Annotated in this window: 6 protein-coding genes; 1 reads left to right on the top strand and 5 read right to left on the bottom strand. The window is 63.1% G+C overall.

Annotated features, from left to right (window positions below; genetic code table 11):
• Positions 1-306: 306 nt before the first annotated feature.
• The gene (locus tag VNJ47_02640) at positions 307-720 is read right to left on the bottom strand and encodes a type II toxin-antitoxin system VapC family toxin (GenBank protein ID HXG27731.1); all 414 of its coding nucleotides are present in this window, start codon (positions 718-720) and stop codon (positions 307-309) included.
• Positions 721-951, bottom strand: coding sequence for an AbrB/MazE/SpoVT family DNA-binding domain-containing protein (locus VNJ47_02635; protein HXG27730.1), 231 nt, complete (start codon positions 949-951; stop codon positions 721-723).
• 199 nt (positions 952-1,150) lie between these two features.
• On the opposite strand from VNJ47_02635, the gene ppa reads away from it, so the two are divergent.
• Positions 1,151-1,699 carry an inorganic diphosphatase gene (gene ppa, locus VNJ47_02630; protein HXG27729.1) on the top strand — a complete coding sequence of 183 codons (549 nt, stop codon included), beginning with the start codon at positions 1,151-1,153 and terminating at the stop codon, positions 1,697-1,699.
• A gap of 174 nt (positions 1,700-1,873) precedes the next feature.
• Here the strand turns inward: ppa and VNJ47_02625 are convergent, their stop codons facing one another.
• The 3 genes from VNJ47_02625 to VNJ47_02615 form a co-directional block, all read right to left on the bottom strand.
• The gene (locus VNJ47_02625; protein HXG27728.1) at positions 1,874-2,401 is read right to left on the bottom strand and encodes a L,D-transpeptidase family protein; all 528 of its coding nucleotides are present in this window, start codon (positions 2,399-2,401) and stop codon (positions 1,874-1,876) included.
• Between the two features lie 14 nt (positions 2,402-2,415).
• Complete coding sequence (locus VNJ47_02620; GenBank protein ID HXG27727.1) at positions 2,416-3,219, bottom strand: murein L,D-transpeptidase family protein; 804 nt, start codon at positions 3,217-3,219, stop codon at positions 2,416-2,418.
• Positions 3,220-3,302: 83 nt separating this feature from the next.
• On the bottom strand, positions 3,303-3,571 hold a 269-nt coding region (locus VNJ47_02615; GenBank protein HXG27726.1), incomplete at its 5' end, for an ATP-dependent helicase C-terminal domain-containing protein.

The raw sequence follows: 3,571 nt of genomic DNA, 5'->3' as shown, positions 1-3,571 counted from the left end.
CTTCGGCGGCAAGGGCTCGGATGCGCACAAGGCGGCCGTCACCGGCGACACCGTCGGCGACCCCTACAAGGACACCGCCGGCCCGGCCATCAACCCGCTGATCAAGATCATCAACATCGTGGCGCTGCTGTTGGTGCCGCTTCTCTAAGCACTACGTGCTGGAATACGGTCGCGTCCGCGACCGTTCCCCCAATAAGCAAAGAGGGCGCCGTTTCGGCGCCCTCTTTCTTTCAGGCCGTTACGCGTTGTCGGCTCGTTCCCAGCTTCAAATGCCCCTGGACCCGCGCTTCCCTTTCGTGGGCTCGACTACTCCAGCCACCGTACCCGTACTTCGCTCTCGACCTGCTTGAACTCCCTGTCGCCCGTTACCAGTTCCGCCTTGTGTTGCAGCGCGAGGGCGGCCGCGAAGCAGTCCGCGAATGACATCCGGTGCTTCGACTTGAGGGCGCCGGCCTGCCGGGCAAGATTCCAGTCGGCGTCCACGAACTGCACCCCCATCTGACGCAGGGTCTGGATGCTCTTCTCGGCATCCGCTTCTGAAACCTCGCGCGCGAGGATGTACCAGACCTCGGCGGCGTTCACGACGCACATCAGCAAGGGGGCACCCTGCTCGATCGCCGTGCCCATCAGCTCGGCCACTTTCGGGCCCACCTTCTCATCTTCGAGATAGGCCAGCACAGCCCAGGCATCGAGCACATACGCTTTTGACTTCCTTGACACTTACAACTCCTTCTCACGCTTCTTCTCGGCTGCCAGGGCCTTCAGCAGGCCCTTCCCGCGATACCGCCCCTGCATGCTCTGGATATATTCGCTGGTGATGGGCGTCAGGATGATCTTGTGTGCCTTTTCGTCAACATCCACCTGTACCCGCGTGCCTTCCTTGATGCCGAAACGGCGCCGCACCTTGGCGGGAATCACGATCTGCCCCTTGACCGTCATGTAGGTATCCACTGATATATCCTCCTTTCTGGTAAAGTAATACTAATAATTTATGTAAGTCTATTTTAAAATGACTTACATTTATTGATGCAACTATCGCCCGAGACCGGGCTTGGACAGCCCGGTCGTCGGGCGTTTCTCCTATGGCCGGCTTTTATGCGTGTGTATAATCGCGCCCCGATTCCACCCTCCCCCGCGTACCGGAGTGCTCATGGCCCTGAATCTCGTCAAGACCGGCAAGGAACCCCCCAATGACGTCAACGTCATCATCGAAATCCCGATGAACAGCGAGCCGGTGAAGTACGAAGTCGACAAGGACTCCGGCGAGATCACCGTGGACCGCATCCTGACCACGCCGATGCGTTATCCCTGCAACTACGGCTACGTGCCCCACACGCTGTGCGGCGACGGTGACCCGCTGGACGCGCTGGTGATGATGCCGATGCCGCTGATCGCGCGCTGCGTGATCAACTGCCGGCCGATCGGCATGCTGGAGATGGAGGATGAGTCCGGCACCGACGAGAAACTGATCGTCGTCCCGACCAACAAGCTCAGTCCGCTGTACCGCAACGTGAACAGCGTGCGCGAGTTGCCCGAGCCCATTCGCGACCAGATCGCGCATTTCTTCGAGCACTACAAGGACCTGGAGAAGGGCAAGTGGGTCAAGGTCAAGGGCTGGCACGGGCCCAAGGACGCGCAGAAAGCCATCCTCGACAGCATCGAGCGCTTCGACTCGGCGACGAAGAAACCGAATTTTTAGGCAAGCTCTGATTAACCGGCGGGGGCCGGGGCGTGGCGCTTCGAAAGTCGCTGGATTCCGGCTTGCGCCGGCATGACGCGGGGTATTGATCGGAGGTTTGTTAAGTTTTGCATTTCGGGCAGGTACAGGCCCGCATCCGCGGATCTCTCCTCAAAGGGCAAGCGCAGCGCTCGACTACGGCCGGATTTCGATCGGCGTGCCGACCGGCACCGCATGCCAGATCTCGTCCATCTCGCGGTCGCTGACCGCGATACAGCCGTCGGTCCAGTTGAAGGGCTTCAAAAACAGCCAGGCCCAGCCCCAGCCGTTGGGCATGCCATGGATCATGATGTCGCCGCCGGGTGAAACCCCGCGCTGGCGCGCGGCGCGGCGATCCTCGGCGTTTGGATAGGAGATGTGCAGGGATTTGTAGTAGCGGCTGCGGGCATTGCGGCCGTCGATGCGGTAGCGCCCTTCCGGCGTGCGCTCGTCGCCTTCCTGTTGCTTGTGCCCCCGCGGGCGCGCGCCGAAGGATACGTGGTAGCGACGGATGACCTCCCCGCCCCGCAGCAGCTCCAGGCGGCGTGCGGACTTGTCCACGCGCACCAGGTCGGCGCGCAGCTGACGTTCGGGTTCGGCCGTGCGCCAGGTGAATACGCTGATGCCGAGCGCCAGCAGGGCGAGGCCAGCCAGCGTCAGCAGCGCATAACCCAGCGTGCGCACGGCGGGGCCGACCGTCAGTTCGGCGCGGCCACGCAGACGAAGGGCGATGCGTCGCAGACCTGCGCAATGCGGCTCGTGTCCTGGAACACGTAGCGCTTGTCGGCGACCGTCACCGCCGGCGGCACCTGGCTGCTCTCGAACAGGTCGTAGCCTTCCTTGAGGTTGGCCCAGAACTTGCTCCAGCGTGCGCCCTTGTGGCGCTTCATGTTCGCGTCGGTCATGCGGAACGGGAACACGTGCACCGCGAATTCCGACTGGCCGTTGACAATGGCCATGGCGGCGAGCGTGTAGATCTCCTCGATCTTCTCGTCGGTCATGGCGAAGCAGCCGGACGAGGAGCAGCCGCCATGCACCATGATCGCGCTGCCGGTGCGGTTCAGTGCCTTGTCGTAGTCATTCGGGTAGCGGATGTTGAAGGCCAGGTGGTAGCTGCTGTGCGGCCACATCCAGTTGGCGTCCACCGAGTAGAAGCCTTCCGGTGCCTGATCGTCGCCCTGCTCCAGCTTGGGCCCCAGCCCGCCGGACATCTTGCACATGTCGTAAGTGCGGAACTTCCTGAAGCGCGTGTCCTGCTGCACCCACAGCTCCAGCTGGCGCTCCTCCTTGAAGATGCGCACGTAGACCGGCGCGCCGTAGCGCAGGCCGAGCTTCTGCAGGTCCTTCTTGAGCTGGGGCTCGACGCGAGCGCGCGCCTCCTGGGCATCCTCGCTGCGGAACAGATAGGCCTCCAGCCCGGCCGGATCGCTGGGTGCGGCAGCCTGCGCCATGGCCGATGCCAGCACCAGCGCAGCAAGCAGGCAGGATGGAACGATTCTCACTCAGTCAGCCCTCCCTCAGTTGCGCAGAGCTTAACCGGACTGGCGAAAGACTCGCCAGTCGTTGTTTTTAACTAATCAATAGCTTAGCGCGGCTTGGCGCGGGCGGTGGGGGTCGCCGTGCGGGGGTCTTCCGGCCAGGGATGCTTCGGGTAGCGGCCCTTCAGCTCTTTCCGGACTTCCGGATAAGTGCGCTGCCAGAAGCCGGCCAGATCCTGCGTGACCTGGATCGGCCGGCGCGCGGGCGACAGCAGATGCAACGACACAGCTGTGCGCCCGTCGTTGACGCTGGGTGTCTGCGTCAGGCCGAACAGCTCCTGCAGCTTCACCGCCAGCACCGGCGGGCTCGGCGGCT

It is taken from the genome of Nevskiales bacterium (assembly GCA_035574475.1).
Classification (GTDB): Bacteria; Pseudomonadota; Gammaproteobacteria; order Nevskiales; family DATLYR01; genus DATLYR01.
Note: the sequence above shows the minus strand (reverse complement) of the source record. Positions and strands in the feature narration are given on the sequence as shown.

Excerpts from the sequence above, each read along its gene's own strand:
- ppa (HXG27729.1), top strand. The coding sequence starts at position 1,151 with ATGGCCCTGAATCTCGTCAAGACCGGCAAGGAACCCCCCAATGACGTC.